Source organism: Enterovibrio coralii (assembly GCF_001559595.1).
Taxonomy (GTDB): Bacteria; Pseudomonadota; Gammaproteobacteria; order Enterobacterales; family Vibrionaceae; genus Enterovibrio; species Enterovibrio coralii.
Genome location: NZ_LNTY01000033.1, coordinates 64,813 through 89,105, shown reverse-complemented (window position 1 = coordinate 89,105; position 24,293 = coordinate 64,813). Strand labels below are relative to the sequence as shown.

Genomic DNA, 24,293 nt, shown 5'->3' with positions numbered 1-24,293 from the left:
GAGACCTCGGAGTCTTACAAGGTTTCGAGGTCTTTCCCCGACGTTTCTATCCTCAATTTCCACGTCACCCACGCGCCCAGCATGGAGGTGACAATCAACATCAGCAGCAAAATTTCCACGCCCCAAGATGCTAAGGCAATAGGAAACAAAAACGCTGTAATGATGGCACCGAGCTTGGCGAAGGAAGCCGCAAATCCCGCCCCTTTCCCTCTGATTTTGGAAGGAAACACTTCGCCAGCAATAAGATACGTCTGTGCATTTGGCCCCATGCTATTCATGAAGTTAAACAAGATAAAGCCCGCAAACAGCATGAGAAGTTGACCGTCACCGTCGAAAAACAGTGAAAACATCGCTAGAAGCAACCCCGTTGAACAGCCAATAAAACCAACGATTTGAAGCTTTATTCTGCCAAGCCTGTCTGTAAATATCACCGCAACGACAATCCCAACGAGCAAAAACAAGTCGAGAAATGCCGTCCCTTTCGCCGCTAACAGATCGTTTTGAATAACCGCAGCAACGGTGTGATGCTCTGTGTTATATGCCCCGAATAAGGTAACCAAAATCGTCGGTGTAAAAATCCCTATCCCATAGGTCGACAGGTCCTGCAAGAACCAAGGAATGGACGCGAGCATCGTGGCTCGACGATGCTTGCTAAACAAAAGCTGATACCCCGCTGGCTCAGCACTCTTGTCTTCTGTAGATGCCTGTTTCATCACGGGCATTTTAATATTGATGGTCGGTGGATACGGCGGGTCACGCTTAAGCAAAACTGAGAGCGATTTTTCCGCGTCTTGCTTACGGTGCTTATCAATAAACCAGTGCGGGCTTTCTGGTATGAAGAAACGAAGGATAAGCACCACAATTGAAGGCAACAGCACCACTGCATACATCCATCGCCATGCGTGTGCATCAGCACTGTAAGACAAAATTCCGTAGCCAATTAAAACGCCCGTTAATGCTCCGATGGCTTGAAAACCAAATGCACTGAGCACCAATCGACCCCGATTTTTACTGGGAATACTTTCGGAGAGCATCAAATGTGCCGTTGGGTAATCACAGCCCAATGCTAACCCGACACCCAAGAGGAAAACCAATAACCATAGAAAGCTTGGCGCAAGCACAACACCAGTCAGAAACACAGTGAACAGCAGCATCTCGACGATGAACATACGCTTTCGACCAACACTGTCAGCCAATCCGCCAAGCAATGAAGCCCCGAAAAGAATGCCCGTTAGCGTTGCCGCACTGGCCAGGCCTTTTTCGCTGGGTGAGAGCTGAAAATCCAGCTCGATGAGCGGCAATGCCACACCCGTCATAAACACCACCATCCCCTCAAAAAACTTCCCCGCGGACGCCAATAGCCATATACGCCACTGCATCGCAGTCATTGGGATGCGTGGTGTCGGTGTGCCATCTCGCCACACGGGAGCTTCATCAATGTACTTTTGCACACTCCGCGGTTTATCGAGCTTGTACACTAACTTGGTTTTAACGGTTTGGTAGCGAGGCTCTGGGTTGCCAGTGAGAGTTTCGATGGCGGAATCCCTCTTTCATCTGAAACGACATAGAACACAGCCAGTGTAGTCAGCCACACACCTGCTGCTTTCTCACTTCTGTTTCAGAATTCATGGACACCGGAAAAAAGAAAAGGCCCTGACAAGCAGGACCTTTCGAACTGGGGAGATAAAAATTCGCCTATGAGGACACTGAGAGCACTAGACCCGGCAGAGCCACAAACACGACGCCAAGGTAACCCGCAACAGCCAACTTGGTCTTCACTGCGTAGTCAGCCAGCAGCTCCGCGCATTTCAATGGCAGTTCACGCAGGAATGGAATGCCGAAAATAACCAAAATACCCAGAACATTGAAAGTCAGGTGCACAAGCGCAATCTGCAGCGCGAATACAGCGTTTGGCCCGGTTACCGCAGTAGCTGCGAGCAACGCAGTCACACAGGTACCGATGTTTGCGCCCAAGGTGAACGGGTAAACCTGACGCACACTCAGCACGTTTGTCCCTACCAAAGGCACGACCAAACTTGTCGTTGTTGAAGAAGATTGAACCAGAATCGTCACTAGCGTGCCAGACGCAATGCTGTGAATAGGACCGCGACCAATCGCGCCATTCAGCACTTCGCGTGCTTTGCCGACCATCAGCTTCTTCATCAGCTTGCCCATGAAGGTAATAGCGATAATCACCATCAGGATGCCGAACAGAACCAGTGCCACACCACCAAAGTTACCCGGGAAAATTTCGAAAATAGATTTGGCACCGTTAACAACAGGTTTGGTGATAGGTTTGATGAAGTTCAGGCTCTTCATGCTGAGGTTGTCAGCGTGACTCAGTGGAGAAACCAACCAAGCTGAAATTTTCGCCAGCATGCCCGTCATCATTTCCAAAGGCAGGAAGATCATCACGGCGATCAAGTTGAAGAAATCATGAACCGTTGCACAGGTAAATGCGCGTCGGAATTCATCCTTACAGCGGGCGTGACCAAGACTCACCAAGGTGTTGGTTACTGTTGTGCCAACGTTGGCACCCATCACCATAGGAATCGCCATTGATACTGGCAAACCACCTGCCACTAAGCCGACGATGATTGCCGTTACAGTACTTGAAGACTGGATGAGTGCGGTACCTACGATACCAATCATCAACCCAGCAACAGGGTTAGATGCAAACTCAAACAGCTCTTTGGCTTGCTCGCCTGCTGCCCATTTGAAACCACTGCCGATCATCGATACTGATACCAGTAGCAGATAAAGCATGGCGATTAGTGCTGCCCACTGGGTTGCACGTTTAGGGGCATCTGATTGTGGTCGCTGCATTGCATCGGATTGGATGCTCATAACTCACTTCCTGACTAATAAATAATTTCAGTTCGATGCAAATCCTATGAACGCAATATTACAGTTATATTACCGCGACACTTCAAATGAACATTTATTGACCAAAATGGCAATTTTTTTGATTCACTATAAACTTTTTCGCTTTTGATGATGGAATTGGCTGCATGAAAAACCCGAAACACTCTTAGAGTGCGAAGGATTTTTATCATCAATGGCAGGTCAATCGTCCCCCTCACTTGATGAAGCAAGCGAAGGAAAATTTGTTGGGGAGATTCAGTGATGTGGCTATCGAATGTGCTGCTCAATCATGCCAAGTAGCGTTTCAGATTGCGGTGCGACCGAACTTGGGAACGTGGCAACGACCTTCCCATCAGGGGTAATGAGGTACTTGTAGAAATTCCATTTTGGCTCGACGCCAGAGGCTTTAATGATTTCCTTAAAAACTGGATTCGCGTTTGTGCCTTTGACAGCACTGCGTGACAACATGGGAAACGTCACACCGTAATCGAGATAGCAGACCTTTGCAGAACGACTTTCATCGCCTCTGTCTTGGTTAAAATCGTTGGATGGAAAACCCACCACCGCGAAGTTGTCGGCTTTGTACATTTGATAGAGAGCCTCCAATCCTGAAAACTGGGAGGTGAATCCGCACTGACTGGCCGTGTTCACCACCAGCAGCGTTTTGCCTTTAAACGACTCGCAAAGATTGACCATTTCCGTCGAATTCAACTTTCTTTGTGTGCTGTCGAGTATCGCAGGGCAGTCTGCCGCCATCGCATCAACACTGAGCATCAGTGCCGCCGCACTCGTCATTAGCTTCAACATCTTTCGCTCTCCCAATCTCTGGCATCCAGTAATCTTTACTCGAACTTGCGTCGAGACGATCAATTCATTTTTGGTGAGGGGAAGCCGATCTCAGAATTTATGGGATGACTTGGGTTCTGATTGCCTTCTCGCTAGGCTGGTGGCTTCACACCTCGAAAGGACTCACGCCATGCGAACGCTTCTATTATTTCTCGTCACATTCTCGTTATCCGCCTTTGCACTGGAAACCGAGATAAAAAGCACCACCGACCACCTTCTCGAAAACGATGCTGTTATGGCGGTGCGCCATACCTATCCACCTGGCACAGAGTCAGGTATGCATGGTCATGACTACCCTTATCGCGTGGTATACGTTCTTGAAGGCGGCACAGCCAAAATCGTGCCTGCTGACAGTTCAAAACCAACCCGAACCATTACGTTTAAAGAAGGGATGACATTGTATGTCCCTGCAGCGACACATAACGTAATCAACATCGGTGATACCCAAATCACTCTGCTTGAGATTGAGCTGAAGCCATAGGCTATCCGTTTTGATCAATTAAGTAGCATTCGATGCTCGGTTATCATTACTGATACGGATTCAGTGGATTAGGCGTCGAAACGCAAGCTCGACTGCACTACCCTGAACATAAGTTCAAGGAGTGAAAGTATGTACATAGGCATTGATTTAGGAACGTCCGGCGTCAAAGTGATTGCCATGTTGGATTCGGGTGAAATCGTGGCGACGGAGACCAAGCCGTTGAATGTCTACCGACCTGCTCCATTGTGGTCTGAGCAAGACCCTGCGGAATGGTGGCAGGCAACGTGTGATGCCATGATTGCATTGAGCAAATCTGTCGATTTGAATGCCGCAAAAGCCATTGGCTTCTCAGGTCAGATGCATGGCGCAACCCTGCTGGATATCGAAGGTAATGTGCTGCGTCCGGCGATCTTGTGGAATGACGGACGTTGTGCGAAGGAATGCGAAGAGCTAGAGCGAGCAGTCCCCGATAGTCGCAGCATCACCGGTAACATTATGATGCCGGGTTTCACCGCACCAAAGCTTAAGTGGGTCGCTAACCATGAGCCACTATTTTCCAACAAGTCGATAAGGTGTTGCTGCCGAAAGATTATCTTCGCTACAAAATGACAGGGCGATTCGCCTCTGACATGTCCGACTCAGCAGGAACACTTTGGCTAGATGTGAAAAACAGGGATTGGGATGACAGCCTTCTAAACGCAACCGGCCTTTCTCTCATCATATGCCAGAACTTTGTGAAGGGAACCAAACCACGGGTTACTTGCTCCAGGAGATTGCAGATGCTTGGAATATCCCTGTTGTTCCTGTCGTCGCGGGAGCCGGAGACAATGCAGCGGGCGCAATTGGCGTTGGCATCACCCAACCGGGGCAAGCCATGCTGTCACTTGGCACGTCAGGTGTGTATTTCGCCGTGAGTGATGGTTTTACCTCAAACCCAGAATCTGCACTTCACAGTTTTTGTCATGCACTGCCTGATACGTGGCACACCATGTCCGTCATTCTGAGTGCCGCATCTTGCCTGCAATGGGTGACTGAATTAGCGGGATTTGATGATGTGGGAGAAATGCTCGACCACGTCGAAGCCAACGCCGATCCAGCCTCTTCAGTGATATTTCTGCCTTATCTGTCGGGTGAACGAACGCCGCATAACGATCCGAATGCCAAAGGCGTCTTTTTCGGTATGACACACGCGACGACTAAATTGGAGCTCGCCAAAGCCGTATTGGAAGGTGTCGGCTTTGCGTTTGCAGATGGATTTGATGCGCTGCATATAACAGGCACTGAGCCAGACACGGTGTCATTGATTGGTGGTGGCGCGCGCAGTGCGTATTGGCGTCAAATGCTAGCTGACATAGTAGAGCGTCCGCTGGTTTATCGAAAAGGAGGCGACGTCGGTCCTGCCCTTGGTGCAGCAAGACTTGCGATGCTAGGCGTTAGCAACGGTATCTCTTTCCAAGATGCCTGCCCAGAACCCGAACTGGTTCAAGAACATCAACCTGATGTCACCAAGATGGCGTATTACCGCAGCAAACGGGCGACATACCAAGCTCTGTATCAGCAGTTAAAACCCCTGTTTTAAGCCTGCACTTTTTGGGAAAAGAAAAAGCCAGCATATTCGCTGGCTTTTTTCGCCTAGGGGGAACCAGGTCTTATTTACGCATTGCGTAACTGCTAATGCACCGCTCTCGCCACAAACGCACGAGTACGTTCATTTTGCGGATTACCGAAGATCTGCGATGGAGGGCCTTGTTCTACGATCACGCCACCTTCCATGAAGATAACTTTATCGGCAATGTCACGGGCGAACTGCATTTCGTGAGTCACCACAATCATGGTCTGACGTTTCGCGGCGAGCTCTTTCATCACTGCTAGGACTTCTTCAACCCACTCTGGGTCAAGTGCAGATGTCGGCTCATCAAACAAAATCACCTCACCTTTACACGCCATCGCTCGCGCTATACCAACGCGCTGCTGCTGACCGCCAGATAGCTGTGCGGGGTATTTGTTTAAATGCGCTTCCATTCCGACGCTGTTCAGAAGTTTCTCTGCCGTGACAAAGGCATTGTCCTTTGGCTCTTTCCAAACCGTGATCAATGATTCCGCCACGTTTTCCAATGCCGTTTTGTTGGCAAATAGCGCGTAGTTTTGAAACACAAAGCTGCTTTGTTTTCGCAGTTGGTAAATGTCCGCGTTTGACGCCGTTTTTGCATCAAGCTTTACTCCACCAATTTGGATTTCACCGGTTGTAGGCGACTCCAAAAAGTTCAGGCATCGCAGCAGCGTTGATTTGCCTGTGCCCGATGGGCCGATAATCACCACGATTTCACCTTGCTTCACATCAAGGTCGATATGCTTCAGGACTTCAGCGTCACCAAAGCGTTTGCTCAGGTTTCGAATCTCAATCATTTTGCGTATGCCCTGTTCAATCTGCCTTCAAGCACTGACTGCACTTGGGTGAAGACAATCACCACCAGCCAGTAAATCAAGGCTACCGCCAAAAACGCCTCAAAGAATTTGAAGCTCGATGATGCTTCCATCTGGGCTTTTGCCATGATTTCCGCCACACCCAAAGTGAACGCCAGCGACGTACTTTTGATCATGTCGATGAAATAGTTCATCAATGATGGTGTCGCCACGCGGGCTGCCTGCGGCAAGATTATGCGTCTCATTGCCTGAAGCTTGGTCATGCCGATGCTCAGGCTCGCCTCCATCTGACTCTTGTCAATGCCAAGAATCGCAGCGCGAATGCTCTCTGCCATATACGCAGAGAAGTGAAGTGATAAACCCAATACAGCTGCAGTGAACGCATCCATACCGACGAAAATTGGAAAGACTTGCGGTAAGCCGTAGTAAAGCAAGAAGAGCTGAACCAGCAGTGGTGTTCCTCGGAAGAAGGAAATATATACCACCACAAATGCATCAAGCACCTTGACCTTAAACACCCGAACTAGGGCTAACAACACTGACAGAACCAGTGCTGCCGCAAAGCCGACCAAGGACATCTCCAGCGTTATTCCCAGATACTTCAGCAGTATTGGGAACAACGCCAGCATGTAATTTAAATCGAAACCCATGGTTACTGGGTGATGTCAGAGTCAAACCACTTCTCGGAGATTTCGCTCAGGGTGCCGTCAGCTTTCATCTCGTTCAGTGCTTTGTCTACTTTGGTTTTGATAGCCAGTTTTTCTGGCGTGTTCAAGAATGGCATTGCGTTCTGAATGGTTTCAAACGGTTGTCCTGCCAGTTGCAATGGCAAGCCCGATTTCTTAATCAGTTGCGCGGACGAAACACGGTCCATCACGAAGGCATCTGTGCGACCCAGAGCCACATCTTGCTCGAAGCCAGAGTCATACGTAATGATGTTTATATCATTGGCTTTGTCGTAGTTACGCAGCAATTGCTCGAAGTTACTGCCCAGATTCACAGCAACTTTTTTGCCTTTTAAGTCATCGATGCTTTCTATGTCTTCTCGACCTTTACGAACCACAACTTGCGCACCATCAATCACATAGGGAACCGAAAATGCGTATTTTGCCTTTCTCGCATCGGTCATCGTGATTTGGTTACTGATCGTATCAATATGTCCAGCCTCTAGCATGCCAAAAAGGCCAGAGAAGTTGGCAGTGACAAACTCGACATCGTAATCTGCACGTTTGCCAATCTCATTCCACACATCAACTTCAAACCCCTGTAACTCATCCATTTTTACAAAGGTGAATGGGAAGTAGCGTCCAGACATGCCCACTTTGATATCTTCTTGGGATAGCGCAGCAGTCGATGTCACACTGGTTGCCAAAGCGAGTGTCGCAACCAAAAGGTTTTTCATTGAAGGCATTGTTGTTACTCCTTTATTCTGTTGCCCCCAATCTAACTCAGGTCTTTTTTTGTGATAAATAACAAAAAGATCTATGTAATGCTCTGCAATCGTAATGTATACGCCACAACTCATTAAATAATTTAGGATTAATAGCGATAGCGTCTATTTATTGACCAAATATTGGTCAATGTAACCTTTCATTTTCTAGCACATCATAATGATTCATTACCCACTCCAATCACCGCCACGCCTGATAGTGTCAATTTCTTGGATTCTAATCCCCTAATAGAAATACGTTTTTTGCATAAAAAATGAATAAAAAGACATCACCCGCAAAAAAATCCAGCCTGTATCATTTTTGATGATTAAATGTTTCAACATGTTACATTGACTGCATATCTATATAAGAAATAAGACAGTTTAGAGATACGACACGGATGCCTTATGTCTCTGCCTGAGCCCATAAAAGAAAACCTCAAGTTCTTGTTGGTAGAAGTCACGGCGCTTCTTGAGAAGCTTGATAGCTATTTACTGACGGAAAACAAAGTAAAAGCACAGGGGATTCTGGATAGAAGCGGCTACGCCTATAACCTCAGACAACGAATTCAAAACAGAAGCATGGCTTATGCGGCGGATAATTCGCCGTCTGATGCGGTGCGTGCTCGCGCCATTTCAGACATTGCTGGCTATTTAGATCGGCTAACAGAGTTAACCCGTGACTGTGTACTGCAAACTCGCCGATTACCCGAGCAGCACGACCTGCCTCTTGACGTCTATCGACCGCTCTTGCGCCGCGTGATAAAAAGCATCCCTGTCATCGACAAAGCCCTTCTGCATAACGATGCAAACCAAGCGCTCAAGCTGGGACGCGCTGAGAGCAAGCTCAATCGACTCTATCAATCGCTGCTTTCCAACAAAACAGAACAACTCAAGAAGCGCAAAAACACGGAAGAGCTGATCACGGGTCTTTTCATCGCGCACATTTTTGAGCAAATGGGAGAGGTACTGCTGACGATTGGCGAGTCGATTCTTTCTAGCCAGCTCGGTCAAACCATCGATATGCAGCGTTTTAGCGTCATGGAAGAGGCCATGAGCGAGTACACGCAAATCCAAAATGTCGCGAACCTTGATATTTGCCCGGTCGCAGAGACGCGCTCTGGTAGCGGCATCAGCGCGGTCAGTTTGCCAATGCGCGAGAAAACGAAATCTCGTAAACCTCACCTTGCGATTTATAAAGACGGTGAACAGAAAAAGCTTCGGGAAGAAAGAGACGGCGTAGAAAGCTGGCACCGGATTTATCCGGGTGTCGCGCCACAAATTCTAACCTACAAAAAGAAAGGCGATCTGGCCGCCCTCTTGATTGAGCATTTAGACGGGCAAACGTTCGACCATATCGTGTTGAAAGGCTCACCTGAGTTAAGAACACGTGCCATCGAAGCATTAGCAAAAACGCTGACGGCAATTTGGGATGAAACCCGTAAGCGCGAATCTGTACGGGCAAACTTTATGGCACAGACACGCAAGCGTCTTTCGTCAGTCTATGAATTGCACCCGCAGTTTGAAGAAGGAAAAAGCCAAGTTTGTAGCTATGCGATCGATACGCTCGATGGATTAATGCAAAAAGTCGAAAAACTGGAAGATGCCCTACCTCCGACGTTTAGCGTCTTTATCCACGGCGATTTCAACGTCGACAATATTCTATTCAATGAGCAGAACAGTCGGATCCGATTTATCGACCTACACCGTTCTACCTACATGGACTATGTGCAGGATGTTTCTGTATTCATGGTGTCAAACTATCGCTTGCAAGCCATGGATGCAGACAGCCGGGCACGCATCAATTCGCAGATTAACGCTTTCTACGAGTTAATGGATGCGTTCGCTAAAAAACGCGGCGATAAGACGTTTAACGTGCGCTTGGCGATCGGATTGGCTCGCTCATTTATCACCTCTACCCGCTTTATCTTCGACCCGAATATCGCGAAACGACTCTATTTACGCGCGCAGTATTTACTGCGCCAACTTTCGACACTCAATGCAGATGAGGCCGAACAGTATCGGCTAAATATCAGGGAGATTTTCAGTGAGTGAATTAAACATTGCCGTCATTGGATTGCCAGGCAAGTGGTCAACTGAAGTATTGGCAGATGCCGTACACGTGAAGACTGGCAGACGTACCGTTGTTGATATGGCAGACGTATGTTTGGACCTCGATACCCGCCAAGTTCGGGTAGGTGACATCAACCTGAGCGAATTTGACGCCGTGATCGTCAAAAAAATCAGCGAAACCTACAGCCCAAGTACGTTGGACCGCTTAGAAATCTTACGCATTTTGGAAGCGCAAGGCGTGCAAGTATTCAGCGGCGCAGAGAACATTCTTCGACTGATTAACCGCCTAAGCTGCACAGTAACGCTTCGCAATCACGATATTCCCATGCCGCCAACCACGATTACCGAATCCATCGACGAAGCTGTGGATGCGGTAAAAGCCTATGGCGAAACCGTGTTTAAGCCGCTGTATTCGACCAAAGCGCGTGGCATGTGCGTAATTAAAGATAATGACAATGACGCGGTACTTCGTGAAGAAATCGAACACTTTAAAGCCGAGCATCAAGTCATGTATATCCAGAAGAAACTGTCTTTGCCCGGCAAAGATCTTGGAATGGTTTTCCTCGGTGGCGAATACCTTGGCACGTATGCCCGCGTTGCTCAAAGCGATTCTTGGAACACCACCATCAACAGTGGCGGCAAGTATGAAGCTTACACACCTTCCGATGAGATCATTGAGCTGGCAACACGGGCTCAAGAACCGTTCAATATGGACTTTACGACTGTAGATGTCGCCGAATCTGAAATCGGCCCCATCGTTTTTGAAGTCTCCGCGTTTGGCGGGTTCAGAGGCGCGAAAGAAGGCATCGGCATTGATACAGCAAAACGATATGTCGATTATGTGCTGGAAAAATTGGAGGCGACAGCATGAACGCCTTCTCTGTGTCAGACGTCACTCAGCATCTGACTGAAGGGACAGTGTTACTGGACGACACGTTAACACTTGCGCTGCCAGATTTGACGATCACGGTAAAAACTAACTCGTCTACCCTGCTTGCTGAGCTACAAACCTATTTCGCAAACTGGGTAACGGCAGAGACGTGCAAAAACAACATCGACATTCTTGCCATCGAATCACCAGAACCCGAGCTTCCCATTACTTGGCAAGACTGGCAGCGCGAGCCGGGCAAAGAAGGACGAAAAGATGCGTGGTTCGACTTGCAAGGTGGCCGCCTGATCCGAAAAGTGCGCACAGGTATGGTATTTCTGCAAAGCCAAGGCACCCGCATCGCCGCAGGCCCTTGTGAAGCCAATCCGAATCAGGTGATTAACTTCATCAATAACCAGTACATGACTGCCTTGCAGCAAGGCGATTGGCTTATTTGTCATGCTGCCGCATTGACCAATGGCGAGCAAGCCATTGCCTTCGCGGGATTCTCAGGTGGTGGAAAGTCAACCAGTATGCTTCACCTTCTCAGTGAACCGGGTCTGGCGTTTCTTTCCAACGATCGCTTGTTCTTAAAAGCAGGGAAAGGCCAAGTGATCGCCCGTGGCGTGCCAAAGCTTCCGCGCATTAATCCCGGCACTATCGTCAACAACTCGCACCTTTTTTCTTTGTTAACGGATGACGCCCATAACCATTATTTGAGCATGGATAAAGATGCACTGTGGCAGCTAGAAGAAAAGTACGACACAGACATCGAAGCCTGTTTTGGTAAGAACAAAATCAGCAATCAAGGCTCGCTGAGCCATTTCATCGTGCTGAAGTGGTCACACAAAGATACCTCTCCCACTCGCATTGAGCGCGTAAAAATCGCGGACAAACTCGAGTTGCTCGACGCCATCATGAAGCCTTCCGGCCCGTTTTATCAGCGAAAAGATGGCTCTTTTCTCACTGATGTCGAAAAACCGAATCCAGAGCTATATTTAAATCTCCTTCAAGATATTGAAGTTATTGAGGTATCTGGCGGCGTTGATTTCAAAGCTTTGAGCGCATTTTGCTTAACGCTAACGCGCTAGTGTCGACGAGAACGATTCAAGTGAGATCAACCAAAGCACACGAAATCACCGTGGAGGAACAATGAGTCAAATCCAATATTTCGCGATTGTTCGTCATGGTGATTATTACCAAATCCCAGACACGCCAAGTGCTAACCAACCTTATGCGCTAACGCCAGAAGGGGAAGCGCAAGCAAAGCAGTGTGCAGGTTACATCGCCCAATTCTGCCAAGACAAAATCATTAAGGTGCAATTTCCTTTGCACAGTTCTGCGTCATTACGCGCTTGGCAAACCGCCTCTTTGGCCGGTGCTGAGCTAGGCTTTCGTGAGAAGCCTGTGGAGACATATGCACTTGGTGAGCGCTCCGTGGGCTCAATGGCTAATCTCACGATTGAAGAAATCAATCGCGCATTGTCGTCTGACCCTCGCTACCCAACACCTCCAGATAACTGGAAATCAGACAGTCATTACCGTTTACCCTACCCAGGCGCGGAATCTTTGTTGCAAGCGGGACAGCGGGTAGCGGATTACATCACTGACGTTCTTCATACCTCAGACTCTGAGTTGCTGCCCGTGTTCTTCGGACACGGCGCGTCGTTTCGTCATGCCATGTTCCATCTCGGTATTCTGTCCTTAGACGAAGCGAAAGCACGCAGTATGTACCATGCAAAACCCATCTTTTTTTGTCGTAAAGCGGGCGGAGCCTGGCAGCACATCGCGGGGGAATGGAAACCCCGCTCGAAAGGACAAAAGGAAATGGATTAACCGGAATGGGACTTTACAAGCAGATCGATGCCACGCTGGCGCAGGAGCGCGTAAGCTGGCTGAGTGGTAATAAACATGCACTTCGTCAGCGCAAAAAAGGGAAAAAGGCATTAGAGCCTGCGATTCGAAACTGGGTTGCCAAACAAAGTTGGAAATGGCCCAAACGCCCCATCATATTCATCACCGATCTCCACGCGGATGCCGATGCCTTTTGGGCATCCTTGGTAGCCTCTGGCGGTATTGAGAAAAAAGAAGGCAGTGACGATTTCTCACTGACACCTTTTGGTAAATCCGCCACTTTCGTATTCGGCGGTGATTTCTTCGATAAAGGTCCAAGTAATCTCGCGTTACTCAGAGCACTCAAACTGCTTTTCAAAAAACGCGCTCGTGTCCGCCTGTTGGCAGGAAACCACGATATTCGCGTCTTATTCGGCATGACGAGTGTGGATATGACCGATGACCCACGCAACGGCCACTTCTTCATTCGTATGGGTGCAAAAGCGGTTCCCTTCCTTCGTGAAATCAAAGACGAATACCTGTCGCATGATGGCGCGATGAACCAAACTCCCGACAAGCAAACCTGTTTGGACGCCATGCTGCCTTCTGATAGTTGGTGGGAACAATTTCCAGATCTCGCGAAATGGTCGATGCCAAATAACGTGGTCGAAAGAGAAGTCCGTAAAATTCATTACAAGTCCAAACGCTTTGCTCAAGTTTGTGAAAAAGAAGGGCTTACGGTTCGGGAGGCTTACGCCGCGGCACGTTGCTGGCAATCGCTCTTTATGGAAAAAGGTGGTGAGTTTTACTGGTTCTTCCAACGGCTACGTTTGGTCATGCGCAAAGGCTCCCTGCTCTTTACTCATGCAGGTATTGATGACCGCACCGCTGCAATGCTGGAGCAGCACGGAACTGGCTATATCAACAAAGAATTTAGACGACAGATATTGGGTAACCCCTTTGAGTTTTACTATGGTCCTTTGTCGAGCATGATCCGCACCAAATACCGCAGTGTGGATATGCCATTGACGCCCATCGGCAGCAAATCTGCGCGTCGTGCCGGCATTCTTGCCATTGTGCACGGACACAGAAACCTGCATCGCGGTCAGCGAATCGCCATGAGGAAAAACCTTCTGCATTTCGAGTGTGACATTACGTTGGACTGTAACTCGCGCCGAAAGGAAGGGCTAAAAAGCAAAGGATTTGGTGCCACCTTGATTGAGCCCCAAGGCACGATCACTGGTATCAGCAGTGATCACTCCAAGATCAAAGTGTTCTCCCCACAAGAAGAAAAATAAGGACAGAAACCATGGCTAAGAACAGTGTGAATACATCAGAGCTTTCGTTCATGATGCAAAGTGGTAAGAAGAAATTTCGCCATGAATCACTGCAAGACAACAACATGCTGGCAGATATGCTCCGCTCTGTTGCGGACGGGCTTAAAAGCGGTGAGTTGACCTTCTCGGACGAGAACGGCGACATCATCATGCAACCCGACGGCTTGATGCATTTCAAACTCAGAGCACAAAAGAAAAATGGTCATAACCAGTTTGCGTTTGAAGTGTCATGGCAAGACCCGTTTGTTGTCGAAGATAAAGAGCCTCAAATCAAAGTGATTGCGGGAGATTAAAACCCCGCGTCACCTTCCACACAATTAAACGTCATTCCCCTTGCTGCGCCACACGAGATGTCGGATTGGTGCAATATAACGTCGACTACGTATCACGGAAATCCTGCATTCTCATCATAAGATGCTTAAAAACGTCACTCTCATTGAAGCAAGGGCTTTGAAGCCAGCACTTTGAGACCAGCTTTTTGAAGTCAGCTTTTTGAAGTAAATACTAGGAATGTACGATGACAGTAACCAGCACTCATTCAGAAATTGCGTCATTTACCCCCTACCCCATCAAGCATCTTCCTCTCAACCTCCGCGTAGGAAGCGAGTCACTTTTTATCGTTTGGGATAACGGTCATGAGAGTGAATACCATTACCTCTGGCTTCGAGACAATTGCCATTGTTCAGAATGTATCGCCACGCTCACCAGAGAGCAGGTCTTTGAAATTTGCGATGTACCTGAGACCATCCGACCGCTCGAAGCCTATTTCTCCGAGGATAATCGACTGGTGATAAAGTGGGACTATGCTGACCACATCAGCCAATATCATCCAGGCTGGTTATACAGCCATTGCTATAGCGAAAGCGCACGTGAAGCCAAACAGTGGCGGGCAAAAGTGTGGGATAAAGAGGCGATCAACCAAACTCTGCCCACCAACACCTATCTCAACATTCTGCAAAGCGATCAGCACCTATTAACTTGGCTGCGAGACTTACGTGACTATGGCATCGCACTGGTTACAGACGTGGATTGCGCGCCAAATACCCTCATCAAAGTGGCACACCGGATCTCTTTTATCAGGGAAACGAACTTTGGCACTATCTTTAATGTGCAAGCCAAAGCTGATGCAAACAGTGCCGCCTATACCGACTTGCGTTTACCTTTGCACACGGATTTACCGACCAGAGAGCTGCAGCCCGGCCTGCAGTTTTTGCATTGCTTGATCAACGATGCTGAGGGCGGTGAATCCATTTTGGTCGATGGTTTCAAGATCGCCGAACACATGCGTGAGTATTACCCAGATGAATTTGCCAGCTTATCCAGTATTCCCATGTCCTTTTACAACAAAGACCAACACAGCGATTATCGTTTTAGAGGGACAGCCATCGTCGTCGACGAAAATCACCAAATCGTTGAGGTTCGTCTTGCTAACTTTCTCAGAGGACCTATCGATGTACCTGCACATCAAACGCTCGCGTTGTATAAAGCGTATCGCCGTTTTATTCAGTTAACCCGAGAAGAAAGGTTTCAGTTTTTTCATCGCCTCAATAGTGGTGAACTCATCGTCTTTGATAATCGTCGGGTTTTACACGCACGTAATGCATTCGACCTCAAAACGGGCTCTAGACACTTACAGGGTTGTTACATAGACCGGGACGAACTGCTTTCTCGGATCCGAGTGCTGGAAAGGGATACGCTTGGTTAGGTGCAGGACTAGAGAATCGAAGAAGGTGCGAGCAAACCACGTAAACGCTATTCAATCCCTGAGCGGTACTGGCTGGCGGTCGTGCCATAAAGTGCCCGATAACGACGACTGAAATGCGCCGTAGAACAGAAGCCACAAGCAAGGGCGATGTCCGCGATACTGAGTCCTGAATCTGACAAGAGGTAGCGCGCATGTTCTACCCGCAACCGCAAATAGTGCGTGGACGGAGAGCAAGACAAGTGCTGCAAGAACAGTCGTTCGAGATGACGAACCGAAACAGACAAGCGGTCTGCGAGTTCTGACGTGGTGAGCGGGCTTTCGATATTCGAAGCCATTAATTCCAGTGCTTTCACGATTTTTGGATGGTGAATTTTAAGCTTTTCAACTTGGCTGATGCGTTGAGGGTCGGCTTGGTTTCTGACCGTATTTTTGATCAATTGCTCGCACACTAAAATAGCCAATTCTGACTGAAAATAGGTGTCGATAAGATGCAGCATCATATCAGTTGCGGCCGTACCACCGGCACAAGTCACGCGTTTGCCCTGAATTTCAAAAAGCTCATCACTGATTTCAAGTTCAGGGTAGCGTTCTTGAAAGGACGGTTTGGCTTCCCAATGCAGGGTGATTGGGAAGCCGTCTAAAAGCTTCGCCTTTGCCAACAAATAGCAACCCGTATCCAACGCGCCCACCATAGAACCGCGTCGATTGAGTTCACGCAGCCATTTAACGGATTGTTCGGAAAGGTGCTTTTCTGGGTGAAAACTCGCGTTAACGAAAAGGTTGCGCGGCTTTTCAGCAGTATTGATAGGAATCGACGCTTGAAGTGCCAAACCATTGCTGGCCAAAACCGACTCCCCATCTTCACTAAAACACTGCCACCGGAACAGCGTCTTACCCGCCAGTCTGTTTGCAATCCGCAACGGTTCGATAGCAGAAAGCAAGGACACCATTGCGTATTCAGGTAACAGCAAAAAAGAGACGGTGAAAACGCCGTCATCATCAGCGACAAGCGGTCTTTGCATATTTTGAGATGAGGATGGCGACGTTTGCATTGGCTCTCCTAGAGAAGAGACGACAATCCTTTGTTGCCGTCTCTCCAAAGCTTAGCCATACGTTGCTCAGCCATTCGTAAAAAATTGTTTAATCTTTGACGAATGGCGTGTCACTTTTGCCTCCTGTCCCCAAGCCACTCACTTCATTAAAAAGTGATTTGAGCACCCCTAGTGTCATCAGAATAATCACCAAACTAAGAGGCAACGCCGCCGCAATATTGGCGGTTTGTAGCGCACTCAGGCCACCTGCGACTAACAAGGCACCGGCAACCAAGCCAACAACCACCCCCCAAAAGACACGGAAGGTTTTTGGCGGTTCTTCATTCCCCAGCGACAAAATGGTCGTTAACACCACAATGCCCGAATCTGAAGACGTGACAAACCAACTCATGAGCAGAAATACCATCATGGCGGAAACAATCCAACCTAATGCACCGACGCCAAAAATTCCGTCAGCACTGGCGAATAACGCCTCAGGCAAATTCCACGCATTCACCAAATCAATAAGCCCTGCAGTACCAACTCCAGTGCTGGCGGTTAACTCTTGATAAAGTGCCGTGCCACCAAAGATACCCAACCAAATAAAGATGATTGCCGTCGGTACAAGGAGCACGCCAATCACGAACTCTCTTAACGTTCGGCCACGAGAAATGCGGGCAATAAACACGCCGACAAACGGTGCCCAAGCAATCCACCATCCCCAATAGAACACCGTCCAACCGTTTTGCCATTTCGCCGGACCTTCTTCTTCAGGAAACCAAAGCCCCATCTGAATAAAGCTAGTGAGATAATCCCCGACAGCAACACCAAAAAGCCCTAACACCCAGCTCGTCGGCCCCGCAAAGAGAAAAAGACCCACCACAACAACCGAGACAGTAATGTTCCATTGGGAGATGATTCGAATGCCCTTACCCACCCCAGACAGCAGATAAAACAGAAATGAGCGTAATGAGCGCAATCAAGGTGAGTTGAGTAAAGGTGCCAGAACTGATCCCTACCAGTCTTTCAAGCCCGACAGACATTTGACTCACGCCTAATCCCAGGGAGGTTGCCACACCAAACACGCAACCCAACACACCGAAAATATCGACAATGTGCCCAATCGGCCCATATATACGATCACCGATAAAGGGATAAAGTGCAGAACGCAACGCTAGGGGGAGTTTTTTTCTATATGCAAAATAGGCCAGCGACATACCAACAATGACATAAACGGCCCAGCCGTGAAAACCCCAGTGGAAGAAGGTCACTCTAAGCGCATCAACCGCGCGATCGTATCCAAGTGCTTCTGCGCCATCCAAGTCAGCATAAGGGTTATTCGGATAACCAAACGCGCCGCTGTTGTCGAGGTAGAAAATGGGTTCAGCAACCCCAAAGAACAGTATCCCTATTCCTATGCCCGCTGAAAAAAGCATTGAAAACCAAGCGAAGTTACTAAAATCTGGCCGGCTGTCATCATCACCTAATCGCACGCTACCGAACCGACTAAAAACAATAAAGGTACACACGACAATCAAAAAAACGATGGTGACCATGTAGTACCAGCCAAATGTTACTTCTATCCAAGACCGAACACTGCCAAATACCTTCCCGGCTAGGTCGGTGTTGAAGCCCGTAAAAGCCACGAATAAAAGCACCATGATTGACGACACTATCGTCATGCCTTTATGCATACCTTTAAACAGCCCGGCTTGGGCAAGTCTTTCTGCTTTAAAAGCCATCGTTTCAGCGGCTTCAAAACCGTCCTGAGAGTTTGACGACATCAGCAAATCCTCCATTGCTGTGGTTTTGATTGAATGGCTTTATTTAATTGTTTTATGCCTTCCTCTATAAATGTGTGAAATACCAATCCGCCCTGTTACTGAGACGTTTTAATGACTGGCAATTAGCGCTTAATCCCTTTCTCCGCTCGATATTGTTCGAGCGTTTGCATAATTAGAATCAGGCAGTCATCACGCTCTTGCACCAGCTCATCAATGGACGCACCATTCGCTTGTGCCAAGCAACCAGCCACCATGTCATCTTTCAGTTCTTGGGTGAGTTTGGGGGCTTTTAGACGTGTCCAAGGTTCTTCTAACGCATCCTCGAAATGATCCAGTAAATGCGCCATACCCCCTTGTCCGCCTCCTAAATGGTAGGTTAAGCAATGCCCCATAATGGCCCAGCGCAGACCCGGCCCATAGGCGATCGCTTTATCAATGTCTTCGACGGAGCATTCATTGTTTGCGACCATGTGGAGTGCTTCTCGCCAAAGTGCTTCTTGTAGACGGTTACCAATAAAGCCCGGCAACTCTTTGTCCATTTTGGCCACTTGTTTTTCAGTGGCTTCATAAAAGGCGGCCGTCCAATCCACCACCTCTTGGCTCGTTCTTTCTCCTCCGCAAACTTCGCAAAAAGGCACCAAATAAGGGGGATTAAAAGGATGACCAACCACAAATCTTTCAGGGTGAGCATCAAGTACCTTTCCCATGTCTGTCATGGCAAAACCTGAAGTACTGGAAATGATCACCACCTCTGGGGGGACGATGCCATCAAGCTCTGCGAACAGTTGTTGCTTGGCGTCCAAGCGTTCAGGTGTGCTCTCTTGAATCACTTCCACCTGATTTGCCAATGCCGCCAAGGAGTCCACAAAAGACAGATTGTTCTTGCTCGCACCTTCTCTTAAACCAAGCTTTTCAATGGTCGGCCAAATATTGTCGACCATTTTAAGAAGCTTCTCTTTTGCGTTTGGGCCGGGGTCGTAAGCAACAACCTCCATCCCCATTCGCAGGAAATGCAAAGCCCACGCACCACCAATAACACCGGTGCCAATCACGCCAACTTTTGACACCTTAGTTGGATTTGGACGCATCATCACCTCCCTCCTATTGCGTGCCACGCAAACTAAGTTTTTCGCGGGCTTGAGAAGGGCTAAGACACGTGCGCCCATGTTCTCAACGATATTTACGGCGCGCTCAACTAGCTGTCCGTTTGTCGCCAGTACACCTTTACTGAGATACAAATTGTCTTCTAAACCCACGCGCACATGGCCGCCTAACAGGGCTGATTGCGCAGCCCAAGGTAATTGGTTTCGGCCCAATGCAAACGCTGTCCATTGGGTGTTCTCAGGCAGCATGTCCACCATGCCTTTTAAAAGAGTAAAATCTGGTGGTGTTCCCCATGGAATACCCTGACAAAGCTGAAACATGGCGTTGTCAGCGAGCAATCCCTCTTTTCTCATTTGAAGTGCAAACCAAAGATTACCCGTATCAAAGATTTCCAGCTCGACGGTGACACCCAGCTCTTTAATGCGAGCGGCTCCCAGTCGAAGCATGTCAGGTGTCGATATGTAGACGAGGTTGTTATCACCGAAGTTTACGGAACCACAATCGAGGGTACAGATTTCAGGCTTGAGCTCTTCAATATGCACAAGACGTTCAAGCCCCCCGACCAAGTCTGTCTCAGGACAAAACGCGGTTGGGTTATCTTCAGGGCCGACATAAAGATCGCCGCCCATGCCTGCGGTCAGGTTAATAACAATGTCGCACTCGGAAGCACGAAGACGCTCACAGACTTCTGCGTACAAATCGACACGTCGAGACCCTTGTTTCGTTTCAGGATCTCGCACATGAATATGGGCAATGGCCGCGCCTGCATTCCATGCTTCTATGGCTGAGTTGGCGATTTGCTCAGGGGCGATCGGCACATTTGGGTTTTTATCTGCGGTATCCCCGGCACCATTAATTGCGCAAGTAATAATGACATCTTGATTCATCGTAAGGGCTCTTTTGTGGGTTAAACAAAACAAGAGACAACTGGGTATGCCTAGATTTCATCGTCGAGCACTATCAAAACTACACGTTTAAAAACGACAGCCTTGCCTAAACTCGAAGCTAATTAACCCAAAAAAGACCAAAGCAAAGAAATGTCGCAATGAAGCACATTGCGCTGTTTGCGACATATTGAACACGCGTATTTGATTGAGAATTACCGTTCTTTACTCGGCGGTTTGGAGAATTGTTTTTGGTAGCAGCGGGTAAAGTGGGAAAGGGAAACAAAGCCACAGGCTGTTGCAACGGCGGTAACACTATCGTTGGTTTGTTGCAGCATCCAACGCGCTTTTTCTAACCTGAGTTGCCGATAAAACGCTTTAGGCGTTTGCGCCAAATGCCGTTTAAACAATCGCTCTAACTCCCTATCCGAAATACCAAGGCATTGCGCAAGCTCTGCGATAAGTAGCGGCTCTTCAATGTTCTGCTCCATTAAATTGACCGCGTCGATGAGATGCGGGTTGCGACTGTCTAAGCGGATTTGTAAAGAGCGACGTTGAGGTTCGCTGTGTTCCCGTTGGTGGGTATAAACCAACTCGTCCGCCACGCGAGTGGCTAACTCTTGTCCGTATTGCGATTTGATAAGGTAGAGCATCATATCCAAGCCAGATAAAGCACCGGGACAAGAGAAACGCTTTCTATCGATGACGAGCAACTCTTCAACGAAGGCGACGTTAGGGAAAGCGTCTTGCGTCGTTTCATAGTTTTCCCAGTGCATGGTTGCGCGATAACCATCTAAGATACCTGCCGCCGCTGCAATATAGGCTCCCGTATCCTGACACCCGATATCAGCTCCAAAATGACTCTGCTGGCGAATAAACGCTAACACGGCGGGTGTTGTGACCACATCAGGATCACTGCCCGAACAAATAATGAGGGTTTCACATTTCTCGATCGCACGAAGATCGGCATGCGTCATGATCTCGATGCTGTCACTACTTGAAATCAAGCCGCCATTTTCTGAAATAAGCTGCCATTCATATAAGTCTTCACCTTGCGTGCGATTCGCATGACGCAAGGGATCTAGCATGGACGTTAACCCAAACAACGAGAAGCCCGGCAAAAGCAGAAAGTGAATTTTTTGTACCGTCATTCGTGAGGGTTCGCCAAACACCCTTGCCTCCTTTCCCTGATTCTGTCGATTAAAATCAAATACTGTGCGGCTTTAATCAACAGTGTCGACATTTTCAACCTAGTATAGGAGCCAATCAGGAAGCTTGTTTTCGCGAGAAAGAAAAATGCCAAACCCGTTCGCCGAAGTACCGCAAACAGCCCCACGTGAAATGATTACGCTGTTCGAAAGTCCAGTCTTGCCGGCGTGGATAGACTATAACGGCCATATGAATGACGCCTATTACGTGGTCGCCTTCAGTCAGGCCATTGACGCCTTCATGCTGCACATTGGTTTGGATGAAGCGTTCAGAGCAGAACATAGTGTGTCGATTTACACCCTCCAAAGCATGGTGACGTATCTAAAAGAAGTTGCCGAAGCGGAGCCGATTGTTATTCGTGGGCAATTGTTAGAAAGCGACAACAAGAAGCTAAGGCTTTTTTTGACCATGTATCACGCCGACAACCATGATGAACTGGCAACCATGGAAACCTTGCTCCTACACATGGATATGAAAGCGCGAAGAGCTGCGCCTTTCTTGGCTAAGACTCAAGCCTTAGTCGATGAAATACAAGCTGCACACAGTGTGCTGGAAATACCGAGAAAGGCCGGCGCGGGTATTGCCCTAAAACGACCAAGCTCTTGATGCAGCGAAGACCTTTGTGGCAGCAAGAGCTATGTAAGGGCGATATTTCAATGAACAAAAAAGACAATAGAGCGAAGCTAAAAATGCACGTTCACTTTTAGCTTCCGAAACCAACGCTGTTACGTCTACTGGCGGCTTTTATTGAGACAATATGGCTAATGGCTCACCTAAAATAGACAAGTCAGGATTCACCCCTAAACCTGGCCGATCAGACACAGTCGCATAACCATTTTGGGTTTGGTAACAGCTTTCATCCAATCTTGGCGACACATACTCAGACAAATTACATACATTCATCAGGTTGCGAGAATCTGTGGCGGTGGCTAAATGCATCGAGGCCGCCGTCGTTATGTCGTTTCCCCACGTATCTTCGATGACCATTTGTGTTCCAATAGACTCGCAGAGGTCTCTGGCTCGCCGTGCTTTTGATAGCCCGCCAAATTTGGACAGTTTAATAGCTGCAGCATCCATACAACCGAGCTGATTAGCATGTAAAAGGCTCTCGATATCATGGGCACTTTCGTCCAACTTCATTGCTAACCCCGAGTTCTGTCTGACCACATTGCAGCTCTCAAGCGTTGCGCATGGCTGCTCGATCATTATATCGAGGTGAGATACGGCTCTGGCAGCGCGAATCGCATCACGCTGACTCGACCCGCAGTTCCAATCACCAAAAACGAGCGGGCCCGGCCCCACCGCATCCCGCACTGAAGTCAGCCTTTCCACGTCTTTGACCCAATCATTTTCTGCGCCCAGTTTGACCTGAAACTGTCGAATGCCTTCGTTGTAGGCGTGCAGTGCCATTTCGACCATGGTGTGGGTATCTGTGCAGGTCAACGATTTATAAAGCGGCAGTTTCTCTGTCTGTTTACCACCCAGCAGTTGATACAAAGGCATGTCCGCTTTTTTGGCAGTAATATCCCAAAGAGCCATATCAATAACGGACTTCGCATAACGGTGTCCGATTAAGTAGCGATCCATTATGGCCATCACCGCTTCAGGACCAACGGCTTCAGTGCCAAGCAGTACTTCTGACATGTTCTGTAAGGCAGGCAAGACACCATCGGCATAGGCCGCTAAGTAGTGCGGAATCGGGCAAACCTCTCCCCACCCTGATATACCTTCATCTGTATCGACTCTCATGATAATCGACGGGACAGACACGCAGGTTTTTCCGTTGGCCATATAGTAAGGGGTGTGACTGGTCAGTTCTAATTTCCAGACAGTGATTTGGTTGATTAATGGCATGTTTGTTTTCTCGTCTACTTTGCGTTTCAGATACTACTGGGTGCCTATCTACTAAAAGGACACTCACTCTTCGCAGCTTGCAGCACTGCGATGCCTAAACAGTCAAGTTTTCAATGAGAGGTTACAGCGTGAATTTTTAGAGAATTCAATTCACTAGGCCATCCTTTTGATAAGGATTTACTCGATACTGATTTCAAAGGAAGACCGCTATTAATAGGGATTATAACGGCCACTGGAACGACAATTATTACGCTGTCGCGTTTAGCAAAGTATTTGACGCAATCATGCCATGAGTTTGATTGGACAAAATATTGAAGGTTCACAGTAACGCTTGGACAACTTTTCTAAGCCTTTTCAATGAGCTTAATCCTCTTTTGGAATGCACTTCCTTGCGGGAAGGTAATCACACAAATTAAACTTTCTCATATCGTCAAAGTAAGTCTGATCATCGACTTTTAGTTTAGATACCCAAGTTACTTCATCTATATCTATCGTACTGTAAGTCACTTCTACGGAGCTTCCTTCTAACATACGGTCAATCAGATACTCGCACATCTCAAGCGAAT

At 48.2% G+C, this 24,293-nt stretch carries 20 protein-coding genes and 2 pseudogenes; 11 read left to right on the top strand and 11 right to left on the bottom strand.

Going from position 1 to position 24,293, the window contains the following annotated elements; translation table 11 throughout:
* Positions 1-14: 14 nt before the first annotated feature.
* The 3 genes from ATN88_RS11060 to ATN88_RS11050 form a co-directional block, all read right to left on the bottom strand.
* Positions 15-1,451, bottom strand: a complete 1,437-nt coding sequence (locus tag ATN88_RS11060) for an MFS transporter (protein ID WP_232313108.1) — start codon at positions 1,449-1,451, stop codon at positions 15-17.
* Positions 1,452-1,695: 244 nt separating this feature from the next.
* Positions 1,696-2,847 (bottom strand): Na/Pi symporter, encoded by a 1,152-nt coding sequence (locus ATN88_RS11055; RefSeq protein WP_067415506.1) that lies wholly within the window; start codon positions 2,845-2,847, stop codon positions 1,696-1,698.
* A gap of 285 nt (positions 2,848-3,132) precedes the next feature.
* Positions 3,133-3,672: a glutathione peroxidase gene (locus ATN88_RS11050; protein WP_067415504.1), complete on the bottom strand. Its 540-nt coding sequence runs from the start codon at positions 3,670-3,672 to the stop codon at positions 3,133-3,135.
* Between the two features lie 169 nt (positions 3,673-3,841).
* Here ATN88_RS11050 and ATN88_RS11045 point away from each other — a divergent pair, with 169 nt between their 5' ends.
* The 3 genes and pseudogenes from ATN88_RS11045 (at position 3,842) to ATN88_RS28900 (ending at position 5,771) form a co-directional block, all read left to right on the top strand.
* The gene (locus tag ATN88_RS11045; RefSeq protein ID WP_067415499.1) at positions 3,842-4,192 is read left to right on the top strand and encodes a cupin domain-containing protein; all 351 of its coding nucleotides are present in this window, start codon (positions 3,842-3,844) and stop codon (positions 4,190-4,192) included.
* A 129-nt stretch (positions 4,193-4,321) separates the two neighbouring features.
* A pseudogene (locus ATN88_RS28905) lies at positions 4,322-4,887 on the top strand (FGGY family carbohydrate kinase); the annotation flags it as partial.
* 26 nt (positions 4,888-4,913) lie between these two features.
* On the top strand, positions 4,914-5,771 hold the full coding sequence (locus tag ATN88_RS28900) for an FGGY-family carbohydrate kinase (RefSeq protein WP_408607701.1): 858 nt from the start codon (positions 4,914-4,916) through the stop codon (positions 5,769-5,771).
* 92 nt (positions 5,772-5,863) lie between these two features.
* On the opposite strand, the gene ATN88_RS11035 is transcribed toward ATN88_RS28900, so the two are convergent.
* The 3 genes from ATN88_RS11035 to ATN88_RS11025 are packed head-to-tail and all read right to left on the bottom strand — an operon-like array spanning position 5,864 to position 8,027.
* Positions 5,864-6,598, bottom strand: a complete 735-nt coding sequence (locus ATN88_RS11035) for an amino acid ABC transporter ATP-binding protein (RefSeq protein ID WP_067415496.1) — start codon at positions 6,596-6,598, stop codon at positions 5,864-5,866.
* Positions 6,595-7,266: an amino acid ABC transporter permease gene (locus tag ATN88_RS11030; protein WP_067415493.1), complete on the bottom strand. Its 672-nt coding sequence runs from the start codon at positions 7,264-7,266 to the stop codon at positions 6,595-6,597. The genes ATN88_RS11035 and ATN88_RS11030 overlap by 4 nt, the downstream gene beginning before the upstream one ends.
* A 2-nt stretch (positions 7,267-7,268) precedes the next feature.
* Complete coding sequence (locus ATN88_RS11025) at positions 7,269-8,027, bottom strand: amino acid ABC transporter substrate-binding protein (RefSeq protein ID WP_067415490.1); 759 nt, start codon at positions 8,025-8,027, stop codon at positions 7,269-7,271.
* A gap of 426 nt (positions 8,028-8,453) precedes the next feature.
* Between ATN88_RS11025 and ATN88_RS11020 the strand changes: the two genes are divergently transcribed.
* From ATN88_RS11020 to ATN88_RS10990, 7 genes are all read left to right on the top strand, one after another.
* Entirely contained in the window at positions 8,454-10,100 is a 1,647-nt protein-coding gene (locus ATN88_RS11020; RefSeq protein ID WP_067415489.1) for a phosphotransferase family protein, read from the top strand.
* The gene (locus tag ATN88_RS11015) at positions 10,093-10,989 is read left to right on the top strand and encodes a GAK system ATP-grasp enzyme (protein ID WP_067415487.1); all 897 of its coding nucleotides are present in this window, start codon (positions 10,093-10,095) and stop codon (positions 10,987-10,989) included. The genes ATN88_RS11020 and ATN88_RS11015 overlap by 8 nt, the downstream gene beginning before the upstream one ends.
* The gene (locus tag ATN88_RS11010) at positions 10,986-12,077 is read left to right on the top strand and encodes an HprK-related kinase B (RefSeq protein ID WP_067415485.1); all 1,092 of its coding nucleotides are present in this window, start codon (positions 10,986-10,988) and stop codon (positions 12,075-12,077) included. Before ATN88_RS11015 ends, ATN88_RS11010 begins: the two co-directional genes overlap by 4 nt.
* 61 nt (positions 12,078-12,138) lie before the next feature.
* Complete coding sequence (locus ATN88_RS11005; protein WP_067415481.1) at positions 12,139-12,822, top strand: histidine phosphatase family protein; 684 nt, start codon at positions 12,139-12,141, stop codon at positions 12,820-12,822.
* Between the two features lie 5 nt (positions 12,823-12,827).
* Complete coding sequence (locus tag ATN88_RS11000; protein ID WP_067415477.1) at positions 12,828-14,117, top strand: metallophosphoesterase family protein; 1,290 nt, start codon at positions 12,828-12,830, stop codon at positions 14,115-14,117.
* 11 nt (positions 14,118-14,128) lie between these two features.
* Entirely contained in the window at positions 14,129-14,449 is a 321-nt protein-coding gene (locus tag ATN88_RS10995) for an amphi-Trp domain-containing protein (protein WP_067415474.1), read from the top strand.
* Positions 14,450-14,673: 224 nt separating this feature from the next.
* On the top strand, positions 14,674-15,861 hold the full coding sequence (locus ATN88_RS10990) for a TauD/TfdA family dioxygenase (protein WP_067415471.1): 1,188 nt from the start codon (positions 14,674-14,676) through the stop codon (positions 15,859-15,861).
* 47 nt (positions 15,862-15,908) lie between these two features.
* Here ATN88_RS10990 and ATN88_RS10985 read toward each other — a convergent pair whose 3' ends face one another.
* The 4 genes and pseudogenes from ATN88_RS10985 to ATN88_RS10965 form a co-directional block, all read right to left on the bottom strand.
* Positions 15,909-16,913, bottom strand: coding sequence for a GlxA family transcriptional regulator (locus ATN88_RS10985; protein WP_067415468.1), 1,005 nt, complete (start codon positions 16,911-16,913; stop codon positions 15,909-15,911).
* 88 nt (positions 16,914-17,001) lie between these two features.
* Positions 17,002-18,553: pseudogene (locus ATN88_RS27220) on the bottom strand (BCCT family transporter).
* 245 nt (positions 18,554-18,798) lie between these two features.
* Entirely contained in the window at positions 18,799-20,667 is a 1,869-nt protein-coding gene (locus ATN88_RS26120; protein WP_083539466.1) for a 3-keto-5-aminohexanoate cleavage protein, read from the bottom strand.
* Between the two features lie 212 nt (positions 20,668-20,879).
* Positions 20,880-21,836: a GlxA family transcriptional regulator gene (locus tag ATN88_RS10965; RefSeq protein ID WP_198158368.1), complete on the bottom strand. Its 957-nt coding sequence runs from the start codon at positions 21,834-21,836 to the stop codon at positions 20,880-20,882.
* A gap of 124 nt (positions 21,837-21,960) precedes the next feature.
* Between ATN88_RS10965 and ATN88_RS10960 the strand changes: the two genes are divergently transcribed.
* Entirely contained in the window at positions 21,961-22,479 is a 519-nt protein-coding gene (locus tag ATN88_RS10960; RefSeq protein ID WP_083539465.1) for a thioesterase family protein, read from the top strand.
* 138 nt (positions 22,480-22,617) lie between these two features.
* Here ATN88_RS10960 and ATN88_RS10955 read toward each other — a convergent pair whose 3' ends face one another.
* On the bottom strand, positions 22,618-23,727 hold the full coding sequence (locus tag ATN88_RS10955; RefSeq protein WP_067415454.1) for a mandelate racemase/muconate lactonizing enzyme family protein: 1,110 nt from the start codon (positions 23,725-23,727) through the stop codon (positions 22,618-22,620).
* Positions 23,728-24,293: the final 566 nt, after the last annotated feature.